This is a genomic window from Mycobacterium dioxanotrophicus, from assembly GCF_002157835.1.
GTDB classification, from domain to species: domain Bacteria; phylum Actinomycetota; class Actinomycetes; order Mycobacteriales; family Mycobacteriaceae; genus Mycobacterium; species Mycobacterium dioxanotrophicus.
The window spans coordinates 3,594,714-3,619,150 of sequence record NZ_CP020809.1 but is presented as its reverse complement, the minus strand read 5'-3'; the positions used below and the strand labels follow the sequence as shown (position 1 = coordinate 3,619,150).

Annotated in this window: 23 protein-coding genes; 15 read left to right on the top strand and 8 right to left on the bottom strand. The window is 66.6% G+C overall.

Annotated features, from left to right (window positions below; genetic code table 11):
* Nucleotides 1-91 precede the first annotated feature (91 nt).
* Both BTO20_RS17540 and BTO20_RS17535 read right to left on the bottom strand, forming a co-directional pair.
* On the bottom strand, nucleotides 92-1,339 hold the full coding sequence (locus BTO20_RS17540) for a COG4705 family protein (RefSeq protein ID WP_087077596.1): 1,248 nt from the start codon (nucleotides 1,337-1,339) through the stop codon (nucleotides 92-94).
* A 75-nt stretch (nucleotides 1,340-1,414) separates the two neighbouring features.
* Complete coding sequence (locus BTO20_RS17535) at nucleotides 1,415-2,980, bottom strand: GAF domain-containing sensor histidine kinase (protein ID WP_087077595.1); 1,566 nt, start codon at nucleotides 2,978-2,980, stop codon at nucleotides 1,415-1,417.
* Between the two features lie 146 nt (nucleotides 2,981-3,126).
* Between BTO20_RS17535 and BTO20_RS17530 the strand changes: the two genes are divergently transcribed.
* Complete coding sequence (locus BTO20_RS17530; protein WP_198344425.1) at nucleotides 3,127-4,275, top strand: zinc-binding dehydrogenase; 1,149 nt, start codon at nucleotides 3,127-3,129, stop codon at nucleotides 4,273-4,275.
* On the opposite strand, the gene BTO20_RS17525 is transcribed toward BTO20_RS17530, so the two are convergent.
* Nucleotides 4,256-4,927: a pyridoxamine 5'-phosphate oxidase family protein gene (locus tag BTO20_RS17525; RefSeq protein ID WP_087077594.1), complete on the bottom strand. Its 672-nt coding sequence runs from the start codon at nucleotides 4,925-4,927 to the stop codon at nucleotides 4,256-4,258. The genes BTO20_RS17530 and BTO20_RS17525 overlap by 20 nt on opposite strands.
* Nucleotides 4,928-5,005: 78 nt before the next feature.
* Here BTO20_RS17525 and BTO20_RS17520 point away from each other — a divergent pair, with 78 nt between their 5' ends.
* Nucleotides 5,006-6,427, top strand: a complete 1,422-nt coding sequence (locus BTO20_RS17520) for an aminotransferase-like domain-containing protein (RefSeq protein ID WP_087077593.1) — start codon at nucleotides 5,006-5,008, stop codon at nucleotides 6,425-6,427.
* 10 nt (nucleotides 6,428-6,437) lie between these two features.
* On the opposite strand, the gene BTO20_RS17515 is transcribed toward BTO20_RS17520, so the two are convergent.
* Both BTO20_RS17515 and BTO20_RS17510 read right to left on the bottom strand, forming a co-directional pair.
* Nucleotides 6,438-7,460, bottom strand: a complete 1,023-nt coding sequence (locus BTO20_RS17515; protein WP_087077592.1) for a cation diffusion facilitator family transporter — start codon at nucleotides 7,458-7,460, stop codon at nucleotides 6,438-6,440.
* Entirely contained in the window at nucleotides 7,457-7,858 is a 402-nt protein-coding gene (locus BTO20_RS17510) for an ArsR/SmtB family transcription factor (protein WP_087077591.1), read from the bottom strand. Before BTO20_RS17510 ends, BTO20_RS17515 begins: the two co-directional genes overlap by 4 nt.
* Before the next feature lie 157 nt (nucleotides 7,859-8,015).
* Here BTO20_RS17510 and BTO20_RS40560 point away from each other — a divergent pair, with 157 nt between their 5' ends.
* Both BTO20_RS40560 and BTO20_RS17500 read left to right on the top strand, forming a co-directional pair.
* Nucleotides 8,016-8,816 (top strand): hypothetical protein, encoded by an 801-nt coding sequence (locus BTO20_RS40560; protein ID WP_232491174.1) that lies wholly within the window; start codon nucleotides 8,016-8,018, stop codon nucleotides 8,814-8,816.
* Nucleotides 8,817-8,957: 141 nt separating this feature from the next.
* Nucleotides 8,958-9,773, top strand: a complete 816-nt coding sequence (locus tag BTO20_RS17500) for a carbon-nitrogen hydrolase family protein (RefSeq protein WP_087077590.1) — start codon at nucleotides 8,958-8,960, stop codon at nucleotides 9,771-9,773.
* A gap of 80 nt (nucleotides 9,774-9,853) precedes the next feature.
* Here BTO20_RS17500 and BTO20_RS17495 read toward each other — a convergent pair whose 3' ends face one another.
* From BTO20_RS17495 to BTO20_RS17485, 3 genes are all read right to left on the bottom strand, one after another.
* Nucleotides 9,854-10,618 (bottom strand): IclR family transcriptional regulator, encoded by a 765-nt coding sequence (locus BTO20_RS17495; RefSeq protein WP_087082256.1) that lies wholly within the window; start codon nucleotides 10,616-10,618, stop codon nucleotides 9,854-9,856.
* A gap of 112 nt (nucleotides 10,619-10,730) precedes the next feature.
* A complete protein-coding gene (locus BTO20_RS17490; RefSeq protein WP_087077589.1) occupies nucleotides 10,731-11,450 on the bottom strand; it encodes an aspartate/glutamate racemase family protein in 720 nt (239 codons plus the stop codon).
* Nucleotides 11,451-11,489: 39 nt separating this feature from the next.
* The gene (locus BTO20_RS17485; RefSeq protein ID WP_087082254.1) at nucleotides 11,490-13,040 is read right to left on the bottom strand and encodes an NCS1 family nucleobase:cation symporter-1; all 1,551 of its coding nucleotides are present in this window, start codon (nucleotides 13,038-13,040) and stop codon (nucleotides 11,490-11,492) included.
* A gap of 449 nt (nucleotides 13,041-13,489) precedes the next feature.
* Between BTO20_RS17485 and BTO20_RS17480 the strand changes: the two genes are divergently transcribed.
* Genes BTO20_RS17480 through BTO20_RS17430 form a run of 11 tightly spaced genes read left to right on the top strand, consistent with a single transcriptional unit; the run spans nucleotide 13,490 to nucleotide 24,398 of the window.
* Nucleotides 13,490-13,897 (top strand): allophanate hydrolase-related protein, encoded by a 408-nt coding sequence (locus BTO20_RS17480; protein ID WP_087077588.1) that lies wholly within the window; start codon nucleotides 13,490-13,492, stop codon nucleotides 13,895-13,897.
* Nucleotides 13,898-13,932: 35 nt separating this feature from the next.
* Nucleotides 13,933-14,754: a hydroxypyruvate isomerase family protein gene (locus tag BTO20_RS17475; protein ID WP_087077587.1), complete on the top strand. Its 822-nt coding sequence runs from the start codon at nucleotides 13,933-13,935 to the stop codon at nucleotides 14,752-14,754.
* A 32-nt stretch (nucleotides 14,755-14,786) separates the two neighbouring features.
* Nucleotides 14,787-15,671, top strand: coding sequence for a 2-hydroxy-3-oxopropionate reductase (locus tag BTO20_RS17470; protein ID WP_087077586.1), 885 nt, complete (start codon nucleotides 14,787-14,789; stop codon nucleotides 15,669-15,671).
* Nucleotides 15,672-15,706: 35 nt separating this feature from the next.
* On the top strand, nucleotides 15,707-17,512 hold the full coding sequence (gene gcl / locus BTO20_RS17465) for a glyoxylate carboligase (protein ID WP_087077585.1): 1,806 nt from the start codon (nucleotides 15,707-15,709) through the stop codon (nucleotides 17,510-17,512).
* 6 nt (nucleotides 17,513-17,518) lie between these two features.
* The gene (locus BTO20_RS17460; RefSeq protein WP_087077584.1) at nucleotides 17,519-18,655 is read left to right on the top strand and encodes a glycerate kinase; all 1,137 of its coding nucleotides are present in this window, start codon (nucleotides 17,519-17,521) and stop codon (nucleotides 18,653-18,655) included.
* Nucleotides 18,656-18,663: 8 nt separating this feature from the next.
* Nucleotides 18,664-19,722, top strand: coding sequence for an allantoicase (gene alc, locus BTO20_RS17455; RefSeq protein WP_198344424.1), 1,059 nt, complete (start codon nucleotides 18,664-18,666; stop codon nucleotides 19,720-19,722).
* Between the two features lie 14 nt (nucleotides 19,723-19,736).
* Nucleotides 19,737-21,080 (top strand): allantoinase AllB, encoded by a 1,344-nt coding sequence (allB, locus tag BTO20_RS17450; RefSeq protein ID WP_087082252.1) that lies wholly within the window; start codon nucleotides 19,737-19,739, stop codon nucleotides 21,078-21,080.
* A gap of 6 nt (nucleotides 21,081-21,086) precedes the next feature.
* A complete protein-coding gene (gene uraD / locus BTO20_RS17445) occupies nucleotides 21,087-21,584 on the top strand; it encodes a 2-oxo-4-hydroxy-4-carboxy-5-ureidoimidazoline decarboxylase (protein WP_198344423.1) in 498 nt (165 codons plus the stop codon).
* Nucleotides 21,581-21,910 carry a hydroxyisourate hydrolase gene (gene uraH / locus BTO20_RS17440; RefSeq protein WP_087077581.1) on the top strand — a complete coding sequence of 110 codons (330 nt, stop codon included), beginning with the start codon at nucleotides 21,581-21,583 and terminating at the stop codon, nucleotides 21,908-21,910. Before uraD ends, uraH begins: the two co-directional genes overlap by 4 nt.
* A 56-nt stretch (nucleotides 21,911-21,966) precedes the next feature.
* The gene (gene pucL / locus BTO20_RS17435) at nucleotides 21,967-22,848 is read left to right on the top strand and encodes a factor-independent urate hydroxylase (RefSeq protein WP_087077580.1); all 882 of its coding nucleotides are present in this window, start codon (nucleotides 21,967-21,969) and stop codon (nucleotides 22,846-22,848) included.
* A 5-nt stretch (nucleotides 22,849-22,853) separates the two neighbouring features.
* Nucleotides 22,854-24,398 carry a nucleobase:cation symporter-2 family protein gene (locus BTO20_RS17430; RefSeq protein WP_087077579.1) on the top strand — a complete coding sequence of 515 codons (1,545 nt, stop codon included), beginning with the start codon at nucleotides 22,854-22,856 and terminating at the stop codon, nucleotides 24,396-24,398.
* Nucleotides 24,399-24,437: the final 39 nt, after the last annotated feature.

Below are 24,437 nucleotides of genomic sequence, written 5' to 3'. Positions count from 1 at the left end.
CAGTCAGCCGGTGTACCCGTGTTCGGCGTCCCGCGAGCGTTGCGACACGCGGTCACGGGATCTTCCCATCGGACTGCCAGGAGCCGCCGGCTCACTGCAACGAGGTGAGCAGCTGACTGAGGGTTCGTGATTCGGTGGCCGGGTCAGGCGTCGGCGCCCGCAGCGCAGAAAGGACCTGGTCGATCTGACCGTCGAGCACGGCCCACCCGGCGTTGTCCATCGGCTGCAGGGTGGCCTGGTCGTCGTCCCATGCGGTTTCGAGGTCTTTGATGCGGGTGGTGGCACCGGCCTGATCGCCCGCGTTGACCTTCACCAGGGTGTCCTGGACGATGCCGCGGTACTTGGTGACCGCGGCAGGCGGGAACTGTGCGGTCACCGACTGCCCTGCCGGTAGCGACACCGCTGCGGCCGATTCCGATTCCGCTTCGCCGCCGGCGGGTATTTCGTGGGGCCGACCGGCGGCCCACACCAGCAGGGCTACGGTCCCGATGGCGACCACGCCGAGATAGCCGAGCATGACGCGCTCACGGGCCGGGTCGCGATCCGCGGCCGGCGTGGCGGCGACCTCGCGTTCGATGACGTCGGAGCGAGTCACCGAGAGGTAGACGACGGTAACAAGGATCAACCCGAGGAAGATCACGCTCGTCACCGCGACGCCCAGTCCTAGGCCCTGCTCGGTTTTCGGGGCGGCCAGCCAGTCGCCGAGGTTCGCGCCCAGCGGACGCGTGAGGATGTAGGCGAGCCAGAACGACAGCACGGCGTTCGCGCCGAGCCGCCAGCCGATCACGATGGCGCCGATCAGTCCGGCCGGAAGGAGTACCGACCGCCCCGGACCCCAGCCGGTGAGCTCCAGCGTCCAGTCGCCGATGGCCGTGCCGAGCGCGAACGTCACCAGAACGGCCAGCCAATAGAACAGTTCACGCGGCAGCGAGACGATGCTGTGGATCGACAGCGTGCGTTCGCGCGCGAACCACACTCCGAACACCGTGGCGAGCACCGCGGCGAAGGCGAGGGTGCTCGCTGCCAATGGAACACCCGTGGTGTCGGTGAGGATGTCGGTGTAGAGCGTGCCCGTCACGCTGATCACGACGACGGTGAGCCAGTACACGAAGGGGACATATCGGCGCACGCTCAACTGCCACCCCAGCACGACAGCCAGGATCACGGTGAAGATCATCGCCGTCCGAATCAGCCCGACACCGAGCGTCATGTTGATCCAGTCGGCGAAGCTCTCACCGACGGTGGTGCACAGCACCTTGATCACCCAGAACCACACGGTGACTTCGGGAACCCGGCTCAGTGCGGACGAACTGGTCCCAGATCTTGCGGTATCGGCCATGTCCGCAGACGCTAGAGGCGGGACGCTGAACCGACGCTGAGAAAAGCTCAACGGAACCTGTTGGCGCGCAGGCAATCAGTCAGCGGCAAGCGGAATGTACGCGGTCAAGGTGGTGCCCCGGCCCATCGGGCTCGCGATCTGCAGGCGCCCACCCAGTGCCTCCACCCGGTCCTTCAGGCCCACCAGACCCGATCCGCCGCGGGTGTCGGCGCCACCCACGCCGTCGTCGGCCACCACGACACGCAGGGCGCCGCCGTCGACATCGACAGTCACGTTGACGTGGGACGCGTCGGCATGCTTGGTGACGTTCGTCAATGCCTCTGCCACAACGTAATACGCGCCCACCTCAACAGACTCGCGGGGTCGGTTCGCGACATCGACGGACACCTCGACGGGCAGCGTCGCCCGGCGGCCCAACGCGCGCAACGCGGGCCGCAGGCCCCCGTTGGTGAGAACCGCGGGGTGTATTCCGTGGGTGATCTGACGGAGCTCTTCGCTGGCCGCGACCAATCCGTCGCCGAGTTCGGCGATCTCGTGTGCCAGCGCATCGTCGGGTTGCAGTGCCGCCTGCAGCGATCGGCTCGTCAACGCCAGCGCGACCAACCGTTGCTGCGCACCGTCGTGCAGGTCTCGTTCGATCCGCCGCATGGCTTCATCACCAGCCGTCACGATCCGGGCCCGTGAGGCCATCAATTCGCGGCGGGATTCGGTGTTGGCAATTGCCGTCGCCACGAGTTCGGCGAAGTCGGCAAGCCGTGACTCCATATCCGGCGGCGGCGATCCGGGCCGTGACGAGCCTGCGATGGCGGCGCCCCACAGCCGCCCCTCGACGATGATCGGGGCGCCAACCCCGGAGCGCAGCCCGAGGTCACGGATCACCGCAGCGGCCGCCCCGGTCGCATCCTCATGACTGTCCAGACGTGCCGCACGGCCGGTCCGCAGCACCATGGCGGCGACGCTGTCGCCGGTCAACCGCAGCCGGACGCCCACCGGCATCCGCGGACGGCCGGCCTCGTCGTGGACCGCGACGATCTCGCCGTACTCGTCGTCGACATATCGAAACAACGCCGCGTTGCCCATATGCAGGGCGTTGGCGACTTCGTCGGCAACAGCGGTCAGCACCTCGTCGGGCGGCGCACCGCGCGCCACCAGGGTCGCCACCCGCCGCAGCGCTGCCTGACGCTCGGCGAGCTCGCTGACCTTCTCGGCAGCCTCCCGGGCTTCCACCGCACGCAACCGTGCCTGGCCGACGAGCAGATTGGCCAGCAGGGCGACGGGCAGATACACCACGATCGGGATCAAGTCCTGCAGCGTATGGGGGATCACCATGCCCCCGAGGTGCATACGCAGGTAGACGACGGTGCTCACGAACGTCATCACCACGCCCATCCACATCGGCCATCCGGCCGAGATCACAAGCACGCCAAGGAAGAACACCACGCCGAACATCTGGTGCGGCAGGGCCCTGCCAAGCAGACCCACCAATGCCGCCTCAGCAACGATCAGCCCGGCACCGACCGCGAAGCCCAGCCACAGCGGCGCCGTCGGCCCCAGCAGAAACGGCGTCAGCCCCGATGGTGCCCAGCCGTTGCGTGGTCCGTCCGCGCCGTGGGGCCTCGCGGCCAATCCCTCCGGAGTCATCGATGCATCCTCGATCCCGCGCGTTGTTCGGAGAGCCGATTATCCTCGTCTGCCGAGCGGGTCCGCGGACATCGGCGGTGCGTCAGGCCAAAATGGAGTCACCCGTGCCCTCGACCGAGCGACCCCGCCTGGAAGGACGCAGCATCATGACTGACTCTGCCACCGCCGACCTGCCTGTCTCGGGTCTTGAACTTCGCTCCCTACTGACCGATGCCGGTGAACTCGAACTGACACTGCAACCCCGGCCGGTCACTCCGCCGGACCCAGGCGAAGTCGTCGTACGGGTGGAAGCGTCGCCGGTCAATCCGTCAGATCTGGGGCTGCTGCTGGGCGCGGCAGACTTGGCGACTGCCCGAACGGTGGGCGAAGGCGCTGCCCGGTACACATCGCTCTCGGTTCCTGCCAAGGGCTTTCACGCCATGGCGAGCCGCGTCGGACAGTCCATGTCCGTGGGCAACGAGGGCGCAGGCGTGGTGATCGCGGCGGGTGACGACGCGAAATCCCTACTGGGCAAGACCGTCGCGGTGCTCGCCGGCGGCATGTACAGCCAGTACCGGACGGTGCCGGCGGGCAGCTGTCTGGCGCTGCCCGACGACGTGACCGCCGCCGAGGGCGCATCGTGTTTCGTCAACCCCCTCACCGCGTTGGGCATGGTCGAAACCATGCGCGATGAAGGACATACGGCGCTGGTCCACACGGCCGCGGCGTCCAACCTCGGCCAGATGCTCAACAAGATCTGCGCGCAGGACGGTGTCGCGCTGGTCAACATCGTCCGCAGCGCCGCGCAGGAAGAGCTGCTCAGGGGCATCGGGGCCCGGTACGTCTGCAACTCGACCGCAGACGACTTCGTCTCGGCCCTCGTCGAAGCCGTCGCCGAGACCGGCGCCACCCTGGCCTTCGACGCGATCGGTGGTGGGCACCTGGCGAGCACAATCCTCGCTGCCATGGAGACCGCCGCCGGTCGACGGATGACGAGTTACAGCAGGTACGGGTCGTCGGTCCTCAAACAGGTCTACATCTACGGGTCTCTGGACACCGGGCCGACCGAGCTCGACCGTTCATTCGGCATGAGCTGGAGCGTCGGAGGGTGGCTCTTGACCCCATTCCTACAGAAGATCGGGCCTTCCCGCGTCGCCGAGCTGCACGCCCGGGTGGCGGCCGGGGTGAAAACCACGTTCGCCAGCCACTACACCCAGACGATCCCACTGGCCGACCTGCTCAAACCACAGATGCTGCAAATGATCTCGCGCAAGGCGACGGGGGAGAAGTTCCTGGTCACACCGGCGCAGAACTGACTGCGCTCGGGCGTCCCGTCGCGACCAACGTCCGCACGGAGTCCGGCAATTCGGCCGATGACCACGAAGCCCGGTGCGGCGTCCCGTAATTGACGACGAACGGGACGGTGCCCGCCCACACGTCGGTATCCTCGTCGGGCTCCTTGACCGGACTGTCGTTGACCTTGTACACCCAATCCCCGTCGGTGATGGGCATGGCGACGACGTTGGTAGCGGCGATCTCTTTCGGTGTCATCCCACGGACTTCGGCCGTGCGCCCGGGAAGCAGCAGATCGCTGAAGCGGTCCAAAAGCATGGCGCGTTCTTCGCGGCGGGCGGCCTGCAGGTCACCGTAGAGGACCGCCGAGCGGTAATGCACCGAGGAGTCGAATGTGCTGTGGGCGACCACGAGTGCGTCCATCGCCGTCACACAGAAGGCCGCTGACGTTGCCGCCGCGTTGGCTCCCATTGCGCCGGCGCCAGTCGAACCGTGCATGAGAATCCGGTCCTCATGCCGGACGAACAGCGTCGGCACCGCCAAGGGCCGCGTCCTGCCGTCACGTCGTTCGACGCAGCCCATGGTGAGCACACCCCACCACTGCCCGTCGAGGAACTCTTCCAATGCGGCGCGCTCGGTGGACTGTCGACCTTCTTTGCGGGTGAGCTTCTCCATGTCTCACACAAAACCATGATTGCGGCATTATCGGAACGGCCAGAAACTGCAGATTTCAGATGCCAGTATTGTGAGCAGATGCCGCGGCACACCCGACTGGTTCATCTCCCGCTGGACACCAGCGACCTGAGCGCGAAGTCGATCGCCACGCAGATGGTGGCTCTGATCGCCGGCGGCCAACTCGCCGACGGGGATTGGCTGCCCTCCACACGCGCGCTGGCCGACGAGCTCCGATGTTCCCGCACCATGGTCGCGGCCGCCTACGACGAGCTGGTCGCCGCCGGGTTTCTCGAAGGGGTGCCCGGCTCGGGTACCCGGACGACGTCCGGCGCGGCGGCTGCGGCCGCCGCCGGCCTCTCCAGTCGTCCACGCGGCCCCCTCGACACGGATCGCGCGCGGCGTCCGTCGTCATCGACGGTGATCGCACCCCAACCCGGTTCACAGGTCGATTTGCGCCCGGGCTATCCCGACCCCGGGTTGATCGATATGCGCGCATGGACCCGCGCCTGGCGCGCGGCGGCAGCCCGGACCCCGACCACCTCATCACCGTGGCAGGACACGAGCGAGTCGTTCGTCACGGCGTTGACCGATCATCTGCGCACGAATCGCGGCATCGACACCGACACGGTGATCGACGTGCCCGGCTCGGGAGCGGCCTTTGAGGCCGTCGCGGCGGTGAGCGGTCTCACGCGCTGCTATCTCGAGTCGCCGTGCTATCCAGCCGCATACGAGGAGTTCCTACGCGCCGGGCTGCGCCCAACCTTCGTTACTGTCGATGACGACGGCCTGCGCGTCGATCAGCTGGGCGACGCCCCTGGCCTGGTGTACTGCACGCCGGCGCACCAGTATCCGCTCGGACACCGATTGTCGGTGAACCGGCGCGCCGAACTGGTCGCCTGGGCCAAGCGGACCGGCTCGATCATCGTCGAGGACGACTATGACGGCGAATTCCGCTACGGGGTCGCGCCACTTCCCGCGGTCCGGTCGGTCCCGGGTGCGGGGGAACACGTCGCCTACATCGGGACGGCGTCGAAGATCCTCACCCCGGGCCTGGGAGCGGCATGGCTGGTACCGCCCCGACCGCTTCGGGATGCCGTGCTGACCTACCTGCGTGAGCATCGGCTCGCGCTGTCCGTGATCACCCGGGATGCGCTCGCGGAGCTGATCCTCGCCGGTGATCTGCAGCGGCACCTGGCCCGCGCGGCACGCGAATACCGGCATCGCCGCGACATACTCATCGCCGCCCTCGGCGCACACTGCCCGGCGCTCTCCGTACTGGGCGTCGAGGCCGGTCTGCACGTCGCCGTCGTGCTGCCCCGTGGACATGATGACCGTAGGGTCGCCGTGCAACTCGGCGCACAGGGATTCGTCGTCGAACCCCTGTCACTCTATCCAGGCGCGGCGGATCGCGAAATCAACGGACTGGCAGTATGTTTCGCTCTCATCGACCGCGTGTCCGCCAACAGCTTCGCCAGTCGTCTCGCAGACACTCTCGGGTAGTCGATCGACCTCAATCACCCGCCCGGGAACCACCGAGAACCGCGTGCTCCGCGGGATAGGCGTGGATCAGCGCGGTAGTCAGCTTCGGTACCGCGTGGATGAGGTCGTGCTCGGCGTCGTGGGCGATCCGGTGAGCACTCGCGAGGCTGAGGTCGGGGTCGATGTCGAGTTCCGCGTCGGCGTGCAGGCGGTGCCCGATCCAGCGCATGCGCACGCTGCGCACCGCTTGTACGCCGGGGTGTGCGGCCAAGACGGCCTCGGCGGTGTCGATGAATGCGGGGTCCACACCGTCCATGAGACGACGGAACACATCTCGAACGGCCGTGCGCAGCACCACCAGGATCGCCACGGTGATCAACAGCCCGACGATGGGATCTGCGAGCGGGAATCCCAGCGCCACACCGCCGGCACCGATCAGCACCGCCAGCGACGTGAAGCCGTCGGTGCGGGCGTGCAGCCCGTCGGCGATCAGCGCCGCCGAACCGATCCTGCGCCCAACTCGTATGCGCAACAAGGCGACCCATTCATTGCCGAGAAATCCCACCAAGCCTGCGAGCGCGACCCAGCCGACGTGTTCGATCTGCTGCGGCTCGATCAACCTCCGGATCGCTTCCCAGCCGGCGATCACCGCAGACAAGGCGATCATCGCGACGACGAACAGCCCCGCGATGTCCTCGGCGCGGCCGAAGCCATAGGTGTATCGGCGGGTAGCGGCCTTGGTGCTGAGCACAAAAGCGATCCACAGCGGCACGCTCGTCAACGCGTCGGAGAAATTGTGGATGGTATCGGCCGCCAACGCGATCGATCCGGACAGCGCGACGATGACGATCTGGGCGATCGCCGTCAGTCCGAGCACCGACAGACTGATCTTGACCGCGCGGATTCCGGCCGCGCTGGACTCCAGAGCACTGTCGATGCTGTCCGCCGCGTCGTGCGAGTGCGGCGCGAAGATCTCCCGAACCAGCCCGCGCACACCTCCCGGGTGCTGATGGCCGTGGTCATGGTCGTGGGGGTGATGGTGATGGCCGCTCATCGCCGTGCAGCTTTCCGTGCGTCGGCGTCAACGTTCAGTTCACGTACCCGGGCATCGTCGCGGTGATGCGGCGGGACGCCGGGGCCGGCGTGTTCCGCGTTGAACACCGCATCGACGACCAATTGGCGGACGTGCTCGTTCTCCAGGCTGTAGAAGATCGTGGTGCCCGAGCGTCGCGTGCGCACCAGCCGCGCCATGCGGAGCTTGGCCAGGTGCTGCGACACCGATGGAGCCGGTTTGCCCACTCGTGAGGCAAGGTCGTTGACGGACAGCTCGCCCGCGGTGAGTGCCCACAAAACCTGAATCCTCGTGGCGTCGGCGAGCATTCGGAAAACCTCGACAATCAGACCTGCCTGCTCCTGATCCAGGGGATGCACCGACACATTATCTGCATGCATACGTAGATACTAACCCTCGCAATAAGCGTGCGTAGCACCCACGGCTCGACACCGGGCAAGTCGGGTAGGTGCCTACGCTATGCCGCTGCCCGCCGCGATGCGATGGTGCCCGTGGAGGCGTGAGCTGCCCAAATACAGATCTAGCGGAGGGATCACCATGGCACACCACGTATTGCGCAGGCCGGTATCGATAGCTCTGTTCGCCGCGCTGGCGGCAGTTTCCCACCCGGTACCCGCTCAGGCCGATCCGACCGATCTGCCTTACGGACCGGATACCTGCATCCAGGGCTACGTCTGGCGAGAGGCACAGACCGGCGACACGGTATGCGTCACACCCGCCGTCCGCGCCCGTACCGCCCAGGAAAACGCCACGGCCGCCGACCGCCGCGAGCCCAACGGAGGAGCTTATGGACCCAACACCTGTCTGCAGGGTTTCGTGTGGCGCGAGGCTTTCGACGGCGACGTGGTGTGCGTGACCCCCGACATCCGGACCCAGACGCGCGCAGACAATGCCGCGGCCGCGTCACGCAAACAAGCCAATGCGCCGAAGAGTGATCCCAGCGGACCGAACTTCATCATCTGGGTGGCGCCGGATTGTTCTGTCGTGCTCGACGGTGCCGGACCCGGCCGTGACACCCTCAATGTCGGCTATCAGGTACAGAATCTCGGGCCGGGAACCGTCGACAAGCTCGTTCCGGTTCGCGTGGCACTCGACAGCGGCGCCAGCGTCAACTACAACTCCTCACTCGGCGGCGGCCCGGATGGCCGGGCACAGAACTACGCCCAGATGACGGTGGACAGCAGCTTCTACCAGCGCGACAATCGCGTGACGATAACGGCGGACCCGGACAACCAGTACGCCGAGCGCGTGGAGTCCGACAACTCGGCGGCCGTGCTCATCCCGCGCCAACCCCGGCCGGCCAACAGCATGATCGATCTGAAATGCCAAGCCGTATAGGTGTTCACCGCCCGCATCTGAGAAATCGACGAATGGCATCGGAACTGGCTGCTTGACCCCGGCTGGGAAGCGCCGAGATAGTCGTTGGGACCTGTGCCCTGCGATGCTGCGGGCACAGGCCATCGACGAGGAAGGCTGCTGATGGCTGGCACATGCACTGTCGGAATCGCCCAATGGCTTCCAAAGTGCAACGCGCCCAAGGAAAACGTGCGCGACGTTGTGACGTCGATCGGTCGCCTCGCCGAGCGTGGCTGCGATCTCGTCGTCCTACCGGAATTGTGGCCGTGCGGATACGACCCGGCGACGTTGGCGGGCGATGCGGCGGCGGCCGCTGAGCCGCTGGAAGGGCCTCGCGGCCAATCGTTGTCGGCCGCGGCCGCCGATGCGGGCGTCTGGTTGTTCGCCGGCACCGTGCCCGAACGCGACGGGGATTGCCTCTACAACACCGCGGTGGTGTACGGGCCCGACGGCCGACTCGCCGCGGCCCATCGAAAGGTCCATCTGTACACCCCACTCGGGGAGGAGCACGTGTTCGAGGCCGGGACCGAACCCACGGTCGTCGACGTCGACGGCGTCGGTGTGGTCGGACTGAGCATCTGCTTCGACGGCGACCATCCCGCGTATGCCCGCCGCCTACAACAGTTGGGGGCGCGCATCGTCGTCGCACCCGCCGCCTACGAGGCAGCGGCCGAGACGTGGTGGGACGTGCTGTATCCGGCGAATGCGCTGGTCAACGGGCAGTGGTGGATTATGGCCAACCAGTGCGGCGGCGAGTTGCTCGGCAAGAGCAAGGTCATCGGGCCCGACGGAACCACCGTGGCACAGGCGGGCCGGGTGGGTGAAGCTGACTCGGCCGAATTCCTGGTCGTGACTGTCGATTTCGACCACGGCATCCAGGAAGCCGACCGGACGGCAGCTGCCCTGTGGGAGGGCGTCCCAGCGCAGTCCCGCCGCTGACATGCCCCGAGTTCGACGGTAATGTCGCGCCACGCGCGGCGGTGCAACGTTTTCGTCGAACTCGGCGCGCGAAAGTCCCGTCAGGCGCCGTCGCCGAACTGCGCACTGAGCTCCTTGGCGACTCGAACCAGAAGCGGGACAATGTGATCCGCGGAGTCGATGGTGACGCGCGCTGCGGGCCCTGACACCGAGATCGCGGTCGGTATCGGCGCGTCGGGTACCGGAACCGCGAAGCACCGCACGCCGATCTCCTGCTCACCCTCGTCGAGCGCGTAGCCACGGTGGCGGCTCAGTTCGAGATCGGCGATGAGGGCGTCCGGATCGGTCAGGGTGAACGCGGTCTGGGCGGTCATGCCGGCGCGGGCGACGATCTGTCGGACAGCCTCGTCGGGGAGCTGCATCAGCAGGGCCTTGCCGACGCCGGTGCAGTGCGTGTAGACGCGCCGCCCGACCTCGGTGAACATCCGCATGGAATGCTCGGAGGGCACCTGGTAGACGTACACCGCCATGGTGTCGTCGAGCAACGCCATGTTCGCGGTCTCCCCGGTGGTCTTGACGACCTCGGCCAACAGTGGCCGCGACCATGCGCCGAGCATCCGGGTGGCACTCTCACCGAGCCGAATCATCCTGGGCCCCAACGAGTATTGCCGCGACGGCAGTTGGCGCACGTATCCGCGGTTGACGAGCGTGCGCACCAGTCGGTGGATGGTCGGCACCGGAAGCCCGGAGGCTTCCGAGAGTTGGCTGAGGCCGATCGGCCCGCCGGCCGCGGCCATGACCTCAAGCAGGTCGAACGCGCGCTCGACCGACTGCACGCCGCTTGATGCCGCCTCTGTGCGTGCCATGGATGTCAACCCTTCGATTCGGTCTCGCCCGATACCCGCCATAGTAATCCACAAAGCGGAATCAATTATTCGTATCCCGAAGTGCGTGCCGGGTCGAACCACATCGGGCGAGTCAGCGCGGGGGCCAGTTCTTGAACGTCTTCGGTCGCGGCGGCGCGTAGGTGCGGACCTTGGATGTGCTCAGGCCCAGCCGAACCAGCGATTCGGCGATGGTGACCGCTGCGGCGACACCGTCGACCACGGGGACACCGGTCCGCTTGCGGATATCCGCGTCGAGCCCGGCCATCCCGCCGCAACCGAGCACGATGACCTCGGCCCGGTCCTGGGTGACGGCGCTTTCCGCCTGTTCGACAATCGCCGTCACCGCACGGTCCGGGTCCTCTTCGAGTTCCAGGACCCCGAGGCCACTGGCCCGAACCGAGGCGCACCGGGCGTCGAGCCCGGCCAGCTTCAGCCGGTCTTCGATCATCGGTACCGCGCGGTCCAAGGTGGTGACCACCGAGTACTTGTGGCCGAGGAACATCGCGGTGCTGGCGCCGGCTTCGGTGATGTCGACCACCGGGACATCCAGCAATTCCTGCAGCCCTTCACGACCGTGCTCGCCGTATCCGGCCTGAATGACGGCGTCGAACGGCTCGGTGTAGGCCCGCACGGTTTCCATGACGGCGATCGCGGCGAGATAGCTCTCGTAATTGCCCTCGACCGAGTCGGCACCGAAAAGCGGTGTCAACGCGACGATCTCGGTACCGGGGGAGGCCGCGGCAGCCGCCTGGCGGCCGATGGAGTCGGTCATCGACTCGGTGGTGTTGACGTTCACGACAAGGATGCGCATGTGCTGGCCCTTCGGAAGTGAGGTGTCGGCCGGATGTGATCAGTGCACGCTGGGGACGGCGATCGGCTCACCGGAGACGTCCTCGAACGTTTGGTTTCGGTCGGCGATCACGAGGTAGATGACCGCACCGAGGCCGGCCCCGAAGAACCAGGAGAACGGCGCAACGGCATGCAGGGCGGGGATGAAGGCGATCAGCAGGGAGAGCACCGCCGCGGGGATGAACCCGGCGATGGCCCTCGGGTTGAACCCGTTGCGGTAGAAGTAAACCCCGTCCGGATCCTCGGTGTAGAGCGCGGGAACGTTGATCTTGGTACGGCGCAGCAGCCAGTAGTCGGAGATGATGACGCCAAACAGCGGGCCGAGCAGCGCGCCGAGGCCACCGAGGAAGTACACGATCACCGCCGGACTGTTGTAGAGGTTCCAGGGCAGGATGACCAGACCGATGACGGCGCTGACCACACCGGCGCGGGCGAAGTTGAGCTTGCGCGGGAAGAGGTTGGTCAGTGCATAGATCGGTGCGACGAAGTTGGCCATCAGGTTGACCGCGATGGTGAGCACCAGCAGGGCCAGCGATGCCGCCACCAACAGGAACGTGTTCGGGATCGCGTGGACGATGTCAGCCGGGCTCTCGATGGTGACGCCGTCGATCTTGAACTGGGCGCCGGCCATCACGATGACGATCACGCCGAAGAACAACATGTTGATGGGGATGCCCCAGAAGTTGCCCTTCACAATGGATCGCCGAGTCTTCGACGCCCGGGTGAAGTCACAGAAGTTAAGCACGAACGTGGCGTAGATCGACACCCACAGCGCGCCGCCGGCGAAGATCTCGCGCCACATGGCGCCACCGGTCAAGGGCTTGTCGTTCGACCAGGCGATACCGCCGCCGGCTTTGACGAAGATCCACACCGCGAGCGCCGCCATGGTGGCCAGGATGATCGGACCGGCGACGGCCTCGTACTTGCGGATCATGTCCAGACCGTGCTGGACGATGTAGGTCTGCACGAGCCAGAGGGCGCCGAAGGTCAGCCAACCGAGTGTGGACAAACCCAGGATCGAATTGTGGTCCCAGTTCTGCAGCCCCGGGATCAGTGCGATCAGCAGTACGCGCAGTACCAGTGAGGCGAGGTAGGTCTGGATGCCGAACCAGACGATGGCGACGCCGCCGCGGATCGCTCCTGGAATCTGGGCGCCGCGGACGCCGAACGAGATACGGCACATGACGGGGAAAGGAACGCCGGTCTTGTAGCCCATGAAACCCGAGAAGGTGAGCAACCCGAACAGCAGAGCGGCGCCGATACCCAGCGCGAGCAGGATCTGCCAGCCACCCAATCCGAGCGCGAACAATCCCAACGCGAAGCCGTAGTTGCCCAGGCTGTGTACGTCGTTGGCCCACAGCGTGAAGATGTTGTAGCCACTCCAACGCCGGCCGGCCGCCTTGGTCGGGGCCAGGTCCTGGTTGTAGAGCCGCTCACTGACGTCGGGCAGCCCGGGCGTATCCGCCGGCGGGTGATGCAGGATCGGGTCGTGGTGGCCGGAGGATTCTGGCCGCGCCGGCGTCGCCTCACCGCGCCGCCACCGACTGCTCATGATGGATTGAGTGTGCGGCTGGTCTGATATCGCCATCGGGCGCTCCTCGTTGCGGGGGATATCGGATCTGGCGTCAGCGGCGAGATAAGAGGTCCTCGCGCTGGCATCAAATTTCGCATTGTGAAATTTGACTCTCGATATACGAAAGTCTGCCGTGTGGCGGGCATCACGTCAAGCCCTCCGCCGGAATCGACCCCTCTCCACGGCTCGACGTCCCGCTCTGAGGGATGCCTCGTTGACAGTCCAGAGAAGGCTCTGACCAGTGCTGATGACGGCGTTGCCCAGCTGCCGGATCCGCAACTGGCCCAATCCGACGGTCCGTGGACCCTTGACAGCGGACAGGTCAGCACGCTTCACTGTGTTCACAACACGAAATACATATTCCACAATACGAAAAAGCAGAGGCTGAGCGGATCTCACACCGCGACACCGACAATGAGGAGCGACACATGGCCGAGCTGTTCTGCAACGGGGGAGCGATGCGAGGCGGCAACCTCCACCACAACGTGTCCGAACATCGATTCCTGGGTGCGGTCCGCACCGCACCGATCTACCGCTTCTTCTCGGTACGCGACGAGTTCCCGGCGCTGCTACTGACCGCAAGCGGGGGCGCTTCGATCGAGGGTGAGCTCTACGACGTGCCACTGGACAACATCCGCACCGACTTCCTACCGGAGGAGCCCGCGGAGCTCGAGCTCACGGTGATCCAACTCGACGACGGCCGTTCGGTTCTCGCGGTCGGCCTGCGTCCGGGTTTGGTCGACACCAAGGCCGACGAGCTCATCGACATCACCGAACACGGCGGATGGCGGCGCTACCGCGGACTCCCGGACCCCGACGCCGCCCCGGCCTCCTGAAGCCCCGCAACGAACCGAGAAGCGAAAGAACACCGATGAATACCTCTGCCTACACCGTCAACTGCTCGATCCTGCTGACCGATGTCCCACTGCTGCAACGACCGCAAGCGGCGCGCGACGCGGGGTTCGACGCCGTCGAATTCTGGTGGCCGTTCGATACTTCCGCACCGCGCGACAGTGACGTCGACGCATTCGTGGCAGCGATCGAGAACGCCGGCGTCCAGCTGACCGGCCTCAACTTTGCGGCGGGTGACATGCCGGCAGGCGATCGCGGGCTGCTGTCCGACCCGGCCCAGGTCGCCGCATTCCGGGACAGCGTCGAGGTTGCGATCAGCATCGCAGAACGACTGGGCACCAAGGCTTTCAATGCTCTGTACGGCAACCGTATCGACGGTGTCGACCCGAAACAGCAGGACGACGTCGCCACCGAAAACCTCGCGCACGCGGGCAAGGCGGCCGACCAGATCGGTGCCGTGGTGCTCATCGAGCCGGTCAGCGGGGCGCCGTTGTACCCGCTGACACGCGCGGCCGACGCGATCGCCGTGATCGACCGGGTCCAAGCCGACCACGGCGTCGAGTCCCTGCGCCTGCTGGCCGATCTGTACCACTTGGCGGTCAACGGCGACGATGTCGGCGCTGCCATCGACGCCTACGCATCACGCATCGGACACGTGCAGATCGCGGATGCACCCGGCCGCGGCGAACCCGGCACCGGGACCCTCGACATCGACGGATACCTGCGCCGCCTCGCGGGACACGGCTATCGCGGCTACGTCGGGCTGGAGTACAAGGCCACCCGCCCGGACACCTTCGACTGGCTACCGGTCGATCAGCGCGCGTCCCGCGCCGCCAACTGACAACCACCCCTCTGACGGAATCGAGCACACTCGTGAGCACCATCGCATTCATCGGACTCGGAATCATGGGCAGCCCCATGGCCGTTCACCTCGCCAAGGCAGGCCATCAGGTCATCGGCTACAACCGCTCGCCGGAGCGGACCGCGGCGTTGGTCCATGCCGGCGGAACCGCCGCGGAGTCCATCGCCCAAGCTGTCGCGGACGCAGACGTCATCGCCGTGATGGTCCCCGATTCGCCCGACGTACAGTCCGTGCTCGCCGGTGAGCACGGCGTGTTCGATCACGCCAAGCCCGGCGCTCTCATCATCGACTTCTCGAGCATCCGGCCCGACGTCACCACCGAGCTGGCCACGCAGGCCACCGAACGGGGATTCCGCCTGCTCGACGCCCCGGTGTCCGGCGGTGAAGCGGGCGCCATCAACGCCGCGCTGTCGATCATGGTCGGCGGGTCGGCCGAGGACTTCGCAGCGGCCAAACCGATCCTCGATGTCGTCGGCAAGACGATCGTGCACGTCGGCCCGAGCGGCTCAGGCCAGACGGTCAAGGCCGCCAATCAGCTGATCGTCGCGGGCAACATCGAACTGCTGGCCGAGGCGATCGTGTTCCTCGAGGCTTACGGCGTGGACACCACAGCCGCAGTCGAGGTCCTCGGAGGCGGACTGGCCGGGTCCGCCGTACTCAACCAGAAGGCGCAGAAGATGCTGGACCGGTCCTTCGACCCCGGCTTCCGCATCGAACTGCACCACAAGGATCTCGGCATCGTGACCGCCGCAGCCCGGGAAGCCGGGGTGGTGACCCCGCTCGGCGCCGTCGTCGCCCAACTGATGGCCTCGGCGAGAGCGAACGGTGATGGCGGCCTTGATCATTCAGCTCTGTTCCGCGGGGTCGAGCGGCTGTCCGGCCGTAAGCCCGAGTGAGCTCATCCAAACTACTTTTCAGACGGAGATCCGATATGCCTCGTATGCGCGCCGTGGATGCGGCAGTCAAAATTCTGGAGCTCGAAGGTGCCACCCAGACCTTCGGCCTCCCCGGAGCGGCGATCAACCCGTTCTATTCCGCGATGCGCGCCCACGGCGGCATCCGGCACGTCCTCGCCCGCCACGTCGAGGGCGCGTCCCACATGGCCGAGGGGTACACCCGCGCCAAGGCGGGCAACATCGGCGTGTGCATCGGTACCTCGGGGCCGGCCGGCACCGACATGATCACCGGGCTGTATTCGGCGATGGCGGACTCCATCCCGATCCTGGCGATCACCGGCCAGGCGCCGGTCGCACGCCTGCACAAGGAGGATTTCCAGGCCGTTGACATCGCGGCCATCGCGGGGCCGGTCACCAAGATGGCGATGACCGTGCTCGAACCGGCGCAGGTGCCCGGAGCGTTCGCCAAGGCTTTTCATGTCATGCGGTCGGGCCGTCCGGGTCCGGTACTGCTGGACCTGCCCATCGACGTGCAGCTGGCGGAAATCGAATTCGATCCGGACACCTATGCGCCGCTTCCGGTGCACAAGCCTGCCGCGACGCGGGCGCAGGCTGAGAAGGCGCTCGACATGCTCGCCGCGGCGGAGCGGCCGTTGATCGTGGCAGGCGGCGGCATCATCAACGCCGACGCCGCCGAGCTGCTCGTCGAGCTGGCCGAGTTGCTGGATGTGCCGGTGGTGCCGACCCTGATGGGTTGGGGCGTGATCCCCGACGATCACCGGCTCACGGCAGGCATGGTGGGGTTGCAGACCGCGCACCGCTACGGCAACGCGACGATGCTCGCCTCCGACTTTGTCCTCGGTATCGGTAACCGGTGGGCCAACCGACACACCGGTGGGCTCGACACCTACCGCAAGGGCCGCAAATTCGTGCACGTCGACATCGAGCCGACCCAGATCGGCCGGGTCTTCGCCCCCGACTACGGCATCGTCTCGGACGCGAAGGCTGCCCTCGAGCAGTTCGTCGCCGTCGCACGCGAGCGTCAGGCCAACGGCACGCTGCCGGACCGGTCGGCGTGGGTGTCCGACTGCCAGGACCGCAAGCGCACCATGCAACGCAAGACCCATTTCGACGAGATCCCGGTCAAACCGCAGCGGGTGTACGAGGAAATGAACCGCGTCTTCGGCCGGGAAACCCGCTACGTCAGCACAATTGGGCTCTCTCAGATCGCCGGCGGGCAGTTCCTGCACGTGTACAAGCCACGGAACTGGATCAACTGCGGCCAGGCCGGGCCGTTGGGCTGGACCATCCCCGCCACACTCGGCGTGGTCACCGCTGACCCGGATGCGACCGTGGTGGCGCTCTCGGGTGACTACGACTTCCAGTTCATGATCGAAGAACTCGCGGTCGGCGCCCAGTTCAACCTGCCCTACATCCATGTCGTGGTGAACAACTCCTACCTCGGCCTGATCCGTCAGGCGCAGCGGGCATTCGACATGGACTATTGCGTCCAGCTCGGTTTCGACAACATCAACTCCGAGGAGACCACCCAGCACGACACCCTGCCCGCCATGCCCAAGGGCTACGGCGTCGACCACGTGAAGGTCGCAGAGGGCTTGGGCTGCAAGGCAATCCGCGTGACAGAACCCGGTGAGATCGCCGGCGCACTGCAGCGGGCCCGGGTGCTGGCCGGTGAGCACAAGGTTCCGGTGATCGTCGAGGTCTTCCTGGAACGCGTCACCAACATCGCGATGGGCACCGAGATCGACAACGTCGCCGAATTCGAAGAACTCGCCACGAGCTCCGAACACGCCCCCACGGCCCTTCTGTTGCTGGATTAGGCCATCGTGACACGCGTACTCGTCGCGCCCGACAAGTTCAAGGGCTCGCTGACCGCGGCGGAGGTGGCCGACGCCCTGGCCGACGGACTCACCGCGGGCAACCCGTCGTGGTCGGTCATCACGGCTCCGGTGGCCGACGGGGGAGACGGTACGGTTGCTGCCGCCGTCGCCGCAGGTTGGGCGCCGGTCGCGGTGGCCACCACCGGGCCGACGGGGCGTCCTGTCACCGCCCGCTACGCCCGTCGCGGGCCGACCGCCGTGGTCGAACTGGCCGCGGCCGTGGGCCTCGTGGCCCTCGCGGCGGGTGAACTGGATCCCTTGGGGGCGAGCACATTCGGCCTCGGCACCGTGATCGGGCATGCACTCGACGAGGGTGCCCGCGAGGTCATCATCGGTGTCGGCGGCAGTGCGTCGACCGACGGAGGCGCCGGAATGCTGCAAGCGCTCGGGGTGCGGATCCTCGACGTCGAGGGCAACGAGGTGAGCCCCGGCGGCGCCGCCCTGCGGGACGCCGTGCACGTCGACCTCGGTGCCCTGCGTCCAGCGGTCCGCAGTGCGCGTTTCCAGCTTGCGTGCGATGTCGACAACCCGCTGCTCGGCCCGCGGGGCGCGACGGCGGTGTACGCACCGCAGAAAGGCGCGACAGCAGTGCAGCTGGTGATCTTGGAGGAGTCGATGACCCGGTGGGCGCAGCTGCTGCACGTCGCGACAGGCCGGGACGACAGCCGGGTGCCCGGCGCAGGAGCCGCGGGTGGTACCGCGTTCGGAGCGATGTCGGTCCTGGGCGCCACCACCCGTTCCGGAATCGAAACTGTGCTCGACCTCATCGACTTCCGACGCAAGCTCGCCGAGACGGATATCGTCATCACGGGTGAGGGATCACTGGACACGCAGAGCCTGCATGGCAAGGCTCCGGTCGGAGTGGCCGCCGCAGCCCGTGAGGCCGGGGTGCCGGTCATCGCGGTCGCCGGCCGCAACACACTGCGCGATATTCAGTTGCGCGAGGCCGGAATTGCCAAGGCATACACGCTCGCCGAGCTCGAGCCCGACACCCATACATCCATGATGAACGCGGCGGATCTGCTGCGCCGCATCGGGCGCACCATCGCGGTATCCGCCGACCTCGTCACCACCAGCCGATAAGGAGAATCATGAGCACCGATTTCACAGGCCTGCCCGATCTTGCCTCGCGCGCACTCGGCGGCAGCGTGTCAGCGGCCAACGACGAACTGTTCGCGCAGCGCGAGAACTTGATCAAGCCCGGTGCGCCGTTCTTCGACCCGCACGAGTTCGGGCACAAGGGCAAGGTCTATGACGGGTGGGAAACCCGTCGACGCCGCGACGACGGCCACGACTACGCGATCGTTCGGCTCGGCACCGCCGGCATCATCCACGGAATCATCGTCGACACAGCGTATTTCAAGGGCAACTACCCACCGTTCATCTCGGTTGAGGCGGCCTCGATCGAGGGCTATCCCTCCATCGAGGAGGTCATGAAGGCGGACTGGCAGACCATCGTCGCGAAATCGCCCGCGCAGGGCGATACGCCCAACGCCTACGAGGTGACCGACCGCCACCGCTGGACCCACGTACGTCTGTCGATCTATCCGGACGGCGGCGTGGCGCGGTTGCGCGTGCACGGCGAGGTGGTGCCGGATCCTCGGTTCCTCGACGGGACCGTCGACCTACTGGCCGCGGAAAACGGTGGGCGGCTGGTGGATTGCTCCGATGCGTTCTATGCCTCGCCGGCAAACATCATCCTGCCCGGCCGGGCCCGCAACATGGGCGAGGGCTGGGAGAACTCCCGCCGCCGTGGCGGTGGCAACGATTACGCGGTGTTCGCGCTCGCCGCTGCCGGGCGTCCGCGGAATGTCGAGATCGACACCAGCTACTACGTCGGCAACGCCCCCGGCTGGGTGCGGCTGAGCGGGATCGACGCGCGCTCGGCCGATATCGATGCCGCCGACGCGTGGAAAGAGCTGCTGGCGCGCACCGCTGTGCAGCCAGATACCCGGCACCGTTTCGTGTTGGACGGCAGCACCGCGGTGACCCATCTACGCCTCGACGTCTATCCCGACGGTGGCCTGTCCCGGCTGCGGCTGTTCGGCGAACTCGATGGGCAGGCCGCCTCTGACGCTCGCCGCACGTGGTGGGATGCGCTGCCGGCCGGCCACCAGGCTCTGATCGCCGATCAGGCCCCGACTGCTTAAGGAAGGTGAATGCGATGTCCGACAAACTGGACCTGGTTTTCCGTGCGCCGCGCGTGATCACCGCAGCCGGCGAGGTGGCGCGATGTGTCGGGGTGCGCGACGGCCGCATCGTCACCATCGAGCCCATAAATGCCGACCTCGACGCCGACCAAATGGTCGAGCTCGGTGACGACGAGGTGCTCATCCCGGGTCTGGTCGACACCCACGTACACGTCAACGAGCCTGGCCGCACCGAGTGGGAAGGGTTCGCCAGCGCGACACGGGCGGCCGCGGCAGGTGGCATCACCACGATCGTGGACATGCCGCTCAACAGCATCCCACCGACGGTCAATGTCGAAGCGTTGCACGTGAAGCGACGCGTTGCGGCGGACCAGGCGTACGTCGACGTCGGATTCTGGGCCGGGGCCATCCCCGGCAACGTGCCGGATCTGCGGGCGCTGCACGACGCGGGAGTGTTCGGCTTCAAGTGTTTTCTGCTGCATTCCGGCGTCGATGAGTTCCCGCCGTTGGATCCCGACGGACTTGAGTTGGCGCTCAAGGAAATCGCCTCGTTCGGCGCCATGATGATCGTGCACGCCGAGGACGCCCACGCCATCGACCGCGCCGCCTCACCCGGAGGTGACAACTACGCCGACTTCCTGTCGTCGCGGCCCCGCGGTGCGGAGAATCTCGCGATCGCCGAAGTCATCGAGTTGTCGCGCTGGACCGGCTGCCGCGTCCACATCCTGCATCTGTCCAGTTCGGATGCCCTGCCGATGATCGCCTCGGCGCGCCGCGACGGCGTCAAGCTCACCGCGGAAACCTGCCCGCACTACCTGTCGTTCGTGTCGGAAGAAATTCCCGCGGGAGCCACCCAGTTCAAGTGCTGCCCGCCCATCCGCGAAGCCGGTAACCGGGAACTGTTGTGGCAGGGGCTTGTCGACGGTGTCATCGATTGCATCGTGACCGACCATTCCCCGTGCACCGCGGACCTCAAGCGGTTCGACATCGGTGACTTCGGCGTCGCCTGGGGCGGTATCGCCTCGTTGCAGGTATCGCTGTCGGCGGTGTGGTCGGAGGCCAAGCGCCGGGGTTACAGCCTGGGCGATGTGGTCCGCTGGATGGCCGAGAATCCCGCCCGGCAAGTCGGGCTGAACACCAAGGGCCACATCGCCCTTGGTTACGCAGCCGACTTCGCCGTCTTCGCGCCGGACGACGCCTTCGTCGTCGACGCAAAGGCCTTGCAGCACAAGAACCCCGTCTCCGCCTACGACCAGCGAGCGCTCGCCGGAGTGGTACGCAGCACGTGGCTGGCAGGCAAGCGGATCGATATCGACGAAGAGCCCCGCGGACGGCTGCTCAGCCGGGGAATGGCGTAGCCCACGATGACGATGTCACTGACCGACTTCAACGCCGCGAGCTCAGCGGACGCCGCGGCTGCCGTGCGGCCCTGCCTCGACGTCGACCGCTGGGTGAACGCCATCGTCGACAAACGGCCGTACCCGGACCTCGACGCGGTGGTGGCCGTCGCCCGGTCGGCCGCCGACCCGTTCACCGAGGACGAGCTGATCACCGCGCTGAGCCACCATCCGCGGATCGGGGAACGCGCATCAGGTGCCACCGCCGAGGCCGGCTTTTCACGTGCCGAACAATCCGGGGTGTCCGCTGACGCTGACGTACAGCGACGTCTGCTCGAGGGGAATCGCGCCTACGAGAAGCGGTTCGGCCACGTGTTCTTGATCCGCGCGGCCGGCCGTAGCAGCGAGGAGATCCTCGCGGCGCTCGAAGAACGCCTCACCAACGACGCCGCGACCGAGAAGTCCATCATGGCCGATCAGCTTCGTCAGATCGCGGTGCTTCGCCTGCAAGGAGTGTTGGCATGAGCTACATCACGACCCACGTGCTCGACGCCACCGCGGGGCGCCCCGCCGCCGGCGTCGCCGTCACGCTGCGTGCCGTCCCCACCGACGAGCAGATCGCCTCCGGGGTGACCGATGACGACGGGCGGATCGCCGACCTCGGCCCTGACCGCCTCGAGCCCGGCCACTACCGGATCGACTTCGGCACCGGCGACTACTTCGAAGGCCGCGGCCAGGACACGTTCTACCCGCAGGTCTCGATCTCGTTCAGTGTCAGCGCCGATCAGGCGCACTACCACGTGCCGCTGCTGCTCAGTCCCTTTGCCTACTCGACCTATCGCGGCAGCTGACCGCCCGCCAATTCTCTACCACCCCAGCCATCCCCAACCCTTTAGGAGCGATCGACATGAGCGACGTTGTGCTCACCGCCAACCAGTACGGAAAAGCCGAGAACCGGGTCGTGCGCATCACGCGCGATACCGCGCGGCACGAGATCGAGGATCTCAACGTCACTTCCCAGCTGCGTGGAGACTTCGAGGCGGCGCACACCGAGGGCGACAACTCGCACGTGGTGCCCACCGATACGCAGAAGAACACGATCTTCGCGTTCGCCAAGGACGGGATCGGTTCGCCGGAGGCCTTGCTGCTGCGGCTCGCTGACCACTTCACCGGCGAATTCGACTGGGTCACCGGCGGGCGCTGGGCGGCAGAGCAGTACCGATGGAGCCGGATCAACGACCACGACCACTCGTTCTACCGCAGCGGGCCCGACACGCGGACCGCGGTGCTGGTCCGCGATGGCGACACCGACACCATAATCACCGGCTTCTACGGCCTGACGGTGCTGAAATCCACGGAATCGGGCTTCGTCGGGTATCCCAAGGACAAGTACACGACGCTGGCCGAGACCACCGATCGCATCCTTGCCACCGACATCGCCACCCGCTGGCGGTACAACACCACCGTTCTCGACTTCAACGCGGTCTACGAGGACGTCCGCGCGATCATGCTGGACACCTTCACGCAGGGATACTCAAAAGCACTGCAGCACACTCTGTATCAGATGGGTGAGGCAGTGATCGGCGCGCATCCCGAGATCGACGAGATCAAATTCTCCTGCCCCAACAAGCACCATTTCGTCGCCGACCTGTCCTTCTGCGGCCTGGACAACCCGAACGAGGTGTTCTTCGCCGCCGACCGTCCCTACGGCCTCATCGAAGCCACCGTTGCCCGCGCCGGGGCTCCGTCCGCCGACGCCGCCTGGGTGGGGATCGCCGGATTCTGCTGAGGAATATGACCATGAAACTGCACCGCAATCGGACGGTCGACGACGGCGCCGAAGAAGTCCAGCGCCCCGAGGACGAGCGCCTCGGGGTCGGGCGATCATTCGCCTACGGCGCCCAGCACGTGCTCACGATGTACGGCGGCATCATCGCCCCGCCGTTGATCGTCGGCGGGGCAGCCGGTGTGCCGCCCGCGCAGCTCGGCGTACTGGTGGCCAGCTGCCTGTTCATCGGCGGCTTGGCCACCATTCTCCAGTCGGTCGGCATTCCATGGTTCGGATCCCAGCTTCCGCTCGTACAGGGCACCTCGTTCGCCAGCGTCGCCACCTTGGTGGCGATCGTGACGCAGGGCGGGGGACTGCCCGCGGCCTTCGGTTCGGTGATGGCCTCGGCCGCAATCGGTTTGGCGATCACACCGTTCTTCGCCCGCATCATCAGATTCTTCCCTCCGGTCGTCACGGGCACGGTCATCACCACCATCGGGCTGAGCCTGATGCCGGTGGCGGCCAACTGGGCGATGGGCAACAACGCCAAGCTGCCGACCTTCGGTTCGATCGAGAACATCATGCTCGCCGGCTTCACGCTGCTGGTGGTGATCATCCTCAGTCGGTCCAATGTGCCTGCCATTTCCCGGCTTTCGATTCTGTTCGCGATCATCATCGGCACCGCGGTGGCCACCGTCCTCGGCAAGGCCGACTTCTCCAAGGTGGCGGACGGTCCCATCGTGGCGTTCCCCGAGCCGTTCTTCTTCGGCGCACCGGTGTTCACCGTCGCCGGCGTCCTGTCGATGACCATCGTGGTGCTCGTCATCCTCACCGAGACCACGGCCGACATCCTGGCCGTCGGGGAGATCGTGAAGACGCGCGTCGACCGCCGCCGGATCGGCAACGGCCTGCGGGCCGACATGGGCGCCTCGCTGGTATCGCCGATCTTCAACGGATTCGTCCAGAGCGCCTTCGCCCAGAACGTCGGCCTGGTCGCCATCACCGGGGTCAAGAGCCGCTTCGTGGTCACCGCGGGCGGGGCCATCCTGGTGATCCTCGGGCTGCTGCCGGTGCTCGGCCGCGGCGTCGCCGCCGTGCCGTACCCGGTGCTCGGTGGAGCCGGTCTCGTGCTGTTCGGCACCGTGGCGGCATCCGGTATCCGGACGCTGGCCAGGGTGAACTACCAGGGCAACATGAATCTGGTCATCGTCGCGACGTCGGTGGGCATGGGCATGATTCCGATTGCGGCGCCGAACTTCTGGGAGCACTTCCCGGCCTGGTTCCAGACCATCTTCCACTCGGGGATCAGCTCGGCGGCCATCGCCGCGGTGCTGCTCAACCTGTTCTTCAACCACATCCGGTTCGCCCGCCAGAAGCCGGGGTCCTCGGTGTTCGCCGCGGCGGACCGCTTCATCGCCTTCGACGAGGTCCAGGCTTACAGCAAGCTCCGCGAGGGCGACCACATCGAAGGCGGCCGGATCGTCGACGCGGACGGTAAACCGCTGCGGGTCAAGCAGAGCGACGGACAACTGGTCGATGTCCCGATCTGCGCGGGCTCCGGCGATCATTGAGCGCCGTGCCTATCCAAGTCGAGTAGCGCACTACTCATC

What these genes read in the sequence shown, in the direction of transcription:
- BTO20_RS17540 (WP_087077596.1), bottom strand. Translation starts at nt 1,339, where the DNA reads ATGGCCGATACCGCAAGATCTGGGACCAGTTCGTCCGCACTGAGCCGG.
- BTO20_RS17535 (WP_087077595.1), bottom strand. Translation starts at nt 2,980, where the DNA reads ATGACTCCGGAGGGATTGGCCGCGAGGCCCCACGGCGCGGACGGACCA.
- BTO20_RS17530 (WP_198344425.1), top strand. Translation starts at nt 3,127, where the DNA reads ATGACTGACTCTGCCACCGCCGACCTGCCTGTCTCGGGTCTTGAACTT.
- BTO20_RS17525 (WP_087077594.1), bottom strand. Translation starts at nt 4,927, where the DNA reads ATGGAGAAGCTCACCCGCAAAGAAGGTCGACAGTCCACCGAGCGCGCC.
- BTO20_RS17520 (WP_087077593.1), top strand. Translation starts at nt 5,006, where the DNA reads ATGCCGCGGCACACCCGACTGGTTCATCTCCCGCTGGACACCAGCGAC.
- BTO20_RS17515 (WP_087077592.1), bottom strand. Translation starts at nt 7,460, where the DNA reads ATGAGCGGCCATCACCATCACCCCCACGACCATGACCACGGCCATCAG.
- BTO20_RS17510 (WP_087077591.1), bottom strand. Translation starts at nt 7,858, where the DNA reads ATGCATGCAGATAATGTGTCGGTGCATCCCCTGGATCAGGAGCAGGCA.
- BTO20_RS40560 (WP_232491174.1), top strand. Translation starts at nt 8,016, where the DNA reads ATGGCACACCACGTATTGCGCAGGCCGGTATCGATAGCTCTGTTCGCC.
- BTO20_RS17500 (WP_087077590.1), top strand. Translation starts at nt 8,958, where the DNA reads ATGGCTGGCACATGCACTGTCGGAATCGCCCAATGGCTTCCAAAGTGC.
- BTO20_RS17495 (WP_087082256.1), bottom strand. Translation starts at nt 10,618, where the DNA reads ATGGCACGCACAGAGGCGGCATCAAGCGGCGTGCAGTCGGTCGAGCGC.
- BTO20_RS17490 (WP_087077589.1), bottom strand. Translation starts at nt 11,450, where the DNA reads ATGCGCATCCTTGTCGTGAACGTCAACACCACCGAGTCGATGACCGAC.
- BTO20_RS17485 (WP_087082254.1), bottom strand. Translation starts at nt 13,040, where the DNA reads ATGAGCAGTCGGTGGCGGCGCGGTGAGGCGACGCCGGCGCGGCCAGAA.
- BTO20_RS17480 (WP_087077588.1), top strand. Translation starts at nt 13,490, where the DNA reads ATGGCCGAGCTGTTCTGCAACGGGGGAGCGATGCGAGGCGGCAACCTC.
- BTO20_RS17475 (WP_087077587.1), top strand. Translation starts at nt 13,933, where the DNA reads ATGAATACCTCTGCCTACACCGTCAACTGCTCGATCCTGCTGACCGAT.
- gcl (WP_087077585.1), top strand. Translation starts at nt 15,707, where the DNA reads ATGCCTCGTATGCGCGCCGTGGATGCGGCAGTCAAAATTCTGGAGCTC.
- alc (WP_198344424.1), top strand. Translation starts at nt 18,664, where the DNA reads ATGAGCACCGATTTCACAGGCCTGCCCGATCTTGCCTCGCGCGCACTC.
- allB (WP_087082252.1), top strand. Translation starts at nt 19,737, where the DNA reads ATGTCCGACAAACTGGACCTGGTTTTCCGTGCGCCGCGCGTGATCACC.
- uraD (WP_198344423.1), top strand. Translation starts at nt 21,087, where the DNA reads ATGACGATGTCACTGACCGACTTCAACGCCGCGAGCTCAGCGGACGCC.
- uraH (WP_087077581.1), top strand. Translation starts at nt 21,581, where the DNA reads ATGAGCTACATCACGACCCACGTGCTCGACGCCACCGCGGGGCGCCCC.
- pucL (WP_087077580.1), top strand. Translation starts at nt 21,967, where the DNA reads ATGAGCGACGTTGTGCTCACCGCCAACCAGTACGGAAAAGCCGAGAAC.
- BTO20_RS17430 (WP_087077579.1), top strand. Translation starts at nt 22,854, where the DNA reads ATGACCATGAAACTGCACCGCAATCGGACGGTCGACGACGGCGCCGAA.